A 3,293-nucleotide genomic window follows, 5' to 3' on the forward strand; every position below is an offset into this window, starting at 1 on the left:
GAAAAAAGAGAGGAGAAAATTGTTTTCTCCTCTCTTTTTTCTTCCAAAAATTTCTTACATCTACAATAAGCTTCATCATTATTTTATTCTTTGTTTCTTATTTCAACAAATCCAGTGTATGTAAAAGCAATCCTTTGTCCCCTATATCACCATGGCCAGGTACTACTGAATTCATATTTCCATATCGGTTCAACACATTTTCAATCGATGTGGACCATTCATTTACATACGCATCAGCAACATTCCCTAAATCTTTCGCTTCCGCAGATTTCACTAAACAGCCTCCAGCTAAAATTTTATATTGTGGTAACCATACAACAATATTATCTTCTGTATGTCCTTTCCCTGGATAAAAGGTTTCTACTTTCATATTTCCAAACTTCAAATTTGTAATTGTTTGTAAGTCTCCAAGCGGCTCTTCATATCCATTTTTCTTTGCTAGTTCCGCAGTTAGTGCTGTACTATGCGCTTTAATACCTCTTTCTTTCAACGTTTTTATCCCGCCAATTCGATCAGCGTGCGCATGTGTAATAATGACATCCGTTACGCGCTTCTTAAATTTCTTTTCTACCATCTCTATTAATTCCTTCGTTAACTTATCATCCCAAGAAGAATCGACAAGTACTAACCCTTTAGAAGTAGTAAGAACTAGACCACTCGAAGGAACTGCTTCTCCGTTAAAATAACCTAACTCCGTATGAACCCATACATTTTTGTTTAACTGCGAAAGTGAAATAGTTCCGGTCTCATTCTTTATTACTTTTTGCTCTAGCTTTTGTTCCGCTTTCACAGAAGAAATTGTGCTAACAAATTGAGTTGTTCCTAGTAAACTAACACATACCCCTAATTTTTCTCCACCCTTTCTTTCAAACTAAATAATTATTACCTATATTAGACAATTCATCTCAAATGTTTGTTCCATCATTTCTTACCTATTTTTCATGCAACTAATAAAAAAGCGTGCAAAATTCTGTACGCTTTAAAACTTAAAATCACAAATCGGTAGTGTCTTCACTACTCCTAATGTCAAAATCATTATTCCTATCATTGTAATTGGACACTTTATAATAGCAATTTATGTAAATACACGTATAATTCATTAAAAAAAGATCATCCAATTGGATGATCTTCTTCATAATTTATCGACATATTGCTTTGCTTCTAGTATTGAAAAACCAAATGCTTCTCTTACTCTCTTAACTGCTGTAATCGTTTTTCCATCTTCCACAAGCTGACGTAATTCTTTATTAATCTCAGGTTCTCTTTCTACAATTCCCATCTCTTTCGTAATTAATTGTAATCTATCTTCCATCCTCTTTAAACGCGCATCATTTTTCTTTTCGATTTTATTTAATTTTTCAGCAATATACATAAATCCAAAAGCCACAATTGGTATGACAATCCAAAATTCCATGACTGCTCCTCCTTCACTAGCTTTCATATGTTTTATTTAAGTAACTTATGTAAATTTTACCACAAAAAAACATTTAATGTATAATAGTAATATACAACATTATTGATAAACCTATTATTTTAGGGGGACACTTTATGAAACGATTTTTGAATACGTTACTACAATTTGTAGTTCTTTCAATTGCACTACATTTATTATTTGATATAGTTGGTTGGCTTGTTTTCAATGCACCAATTGAAAACAAAGGAGCACTTATTTCCTACATATCAACTCTATGGATAATGTATATGTATAGAGATAAATTACTTCAGTTTATAATGCGAATTTCTGCAAAATAAAAGAGGACACTTCATCAAAAATGATGAGGTTTTTTCTTTTATTCTCTTTCTCTATATTAAAAATTAACTTTTAATTCCATTCACATCACCTCTCATAGATTAACAATGTATACTAAAGTTAATATTCTATTTTTAAAAAGAAAGGAGCAACTATGAACTTAAAAAGTAACAATATATACGAGAAAATGAACCAATATTCCGTTGCTGGTTTAAGCCTTGCCGTCATACGTGATGGCAAACTAAACGAAGCGACTGCCTTTGGAACACTTGAATCTGGAACAAATAGAACTGTCACTACGGATTCCATCCTCAATTCTTGTTCTATTAGCAAATTCATCACCACAATGCTCGTACTAACATTATCAGATCAAGAAATTGTACATTTAGATGAAGACGTAACTGATAGACTCACATCCTGGAACATCCCTACCAATCTATTTACTTCACAGAAAAAAGTCACGTTGCGAAACTTATTAAGTCACCAATCTGGAATCATTGATCCTCCTAATAGTTTTGAACATTATAAGCTAGAGAAAGGAATACCTAAAATTCCTGAAGTCCTTTCTGGTAGAACATTATATTGCCCAGTACCTATAGAAATGAATTATGAACCAGAAAGTGAATTTCACTACTCAGACGCAAACTTTTGTATAATCGAACAACTACTAGAAGATATTACTGGGAAATCATTTAGTCAGTTACTAGAAGAACTTATCTTCCAGCCACTACAAATGAAAAATAGTACACTCTTCTCTCCCGAAGTCATAGATAAAACCGATGCTTTTGCTTGCGGGCATAATAAAGATGAAACTGTAACAAATGAGAACTATCCATTTTATCCATTCGCAGCTGCTTCAGGAATTTGGACAACACCATCCGATTTATCAACTTTAGTAATCGAACTCATTCATTCCTTGCAAGGAAATGGAAAACTAAAACTTTCTCAAAAAACAGTACAGGACATGATTTCTCCTCAAGGCTGCTCAAAATGGACTGGGTTAGGTGTTTTTCTAAATGATTCTAATGAAGACTTACAAATTTATTCACTTGGCTGGGGCGTTGGATTCCAATGTATGATGGTTTGTTATCCTTATAGAGGTAATGGGGCTGTTATTATGACAAATACAGACTTAGGTGTTCATCAAATGGAGGGCGTTATTGGTGAAGTTTTAAAAATGCTATCTTTATAATGAATTAGACATATATAAAGAAAGAAGCTGATCCCCAGCCTCTTTCTTTATATAACATTTTTCGCAACAATTTTTATATGTTCCGGCGCGATAATTTCCGTTATACTTTCTTGGAAATCTTCATGCAACAATTCTTCAATATGTTCTAACTGCACTTCGACATGTGTACATTCTAAATTATGTATATTCAATAGTGCATAATGATCTTTTTTCTTAATTATTAAATATTGATTTTCTTCTGTTACGAGCATTGAACCTAATCGGGCTCCTAGTAGGCGTTGATCATCAAACTTCATAATTGCTTCTCCTTCCTTCACATAAATATAATTTACAAGTAATTATATTTATGGA

The 3,293-nt window shown here is 32.7% G+C and carries 4 protein-coding genes and 2 pseudogenes; 3 read left to right on the top strand and 3 right to left on the bottom strand.

Features of this window, described 5'->3' with window-relative positions; all coding sequences use genetic code 11:
- Positions 1 to 97: 97 nt before the first annotated feature.
- Positions 98 to 850: pseudogene (gene bla2, locus V7038_RS28360) on the bottom strand (BcII family subclass B1 metallo-beta-lactamase); the annotation flags it as partial.
- Positions 851 to 998: 148 nt separating this feature from the next.
- On the opposite strand from bla2, the pseudogene V7038_RS28365 reads away from it, so the two are divergent.
- A pseudogene (locus tag V7038_RS28365) lies at positions 999 to 1,103 on the top strand (DUF3784 domain-containing protein); the annotation flags it as partial.
- Between the two features lie 29 nt (positions 1,104 to 1,132).
- Here V7038_RS28365 and V7038_RS28370 read toward each other — a convergent pair.
- On the bottom strand, positions 1,133 to 1,414 hold the full coding sequence (locus tag V7038_RS28370) for a hypothetical protein (protein ID WP_002110980.1): 282 nt from the start codon (positions 1,412 to 1,414) through the stop codon (positions 1,133 to 1,135).
- Between the two features lie 134 nt (positions 1,415 to 1,548).
- Here V7038_RS28370 and V7038_RS28375 point away from each other — a divergent pair, with 134 nt between their 5' ends.
- Both V7038_RS28375 and V7038_RS28380 read left to right on the top strand, forming a co-directional pair.
- Positions 1,549 to 1,752, top strand: coding sequence for a hypothetical protein (locus V7038_RS28375; RefSeq protein WP_335696003.1), 204 nt, complete (start codon positions 1,549 to 1,551; stop codon positions 1,750 to 1,752).
- Positions 1,753 to 1,904: 152 nt separating this feature from the next.
- Positions 1,905 to 2,942, top strand: coding sequence for a serine hydrolase domain-containing protein (locus tag V7038_RS28380; protein WP_070170456.1), 1,038 nt, complete (start codon positions 1,905 to 1,907; stop codon positions 2,940 to 2,942).
- Between the two features lie 47 nt (positions 2,943 to 2,989).
- Here V7038_RS28380 and V7038_RS28385 read toward each other — a convergent pair whose 3' ends face one another.
- The gene (locus V7038_RS28385) at positions 2,990 to 3,238 is read right to left on the bottom strand and encodes a hypothetical protein (protein WP_002110984.1); all 249 of its coding nucleotides are present in this window, start codon (positions 3,236 to 3,238) and stop codon (positions 2,990 to 2,992) included.
- Positions 3,239 to 3,293: the final 55 nt, after the last annotated feature.

The sequence above is a fragment of the Bacillus sp. JJ783 genome (assembly GCF_036963225.1).
Lineage (GTDB): Bacteria > Bacillota > Bacilli > Bacillales > Bacillaceae_G > Bacillus_A > Bacillus_A cereus_U.

Coding starts and splice junctions, on each gene's coding strand:
- V7038_RS28375 (WP_335696003.1), top strand. CDS start 1,549: ATGAAACGATTTTTGAATACGTTACTACAATTTGTAGTTCTTTCAATT.
- V7038_RS28370 (WP_002110980.1), bottom strand. CDS start 1,414: ATGGAATTTTGGATTGTCATACCAATTGTGGCTTTTGGATTTATGTAT.
- V7038_RS28380 (WP_070170456.1), top strand. CDS start 1,905: ATGAACTTAAAAAGTAACAATATATACGAGAAAATGAACCAATATTCC.
- V7038_RS28385 (WP_002110984.1), bottom strand. CDS start 3,238: ATGAAGTTTGATGATCAACGCCTACTAGGAGCCCGATTAGGTTCAATG.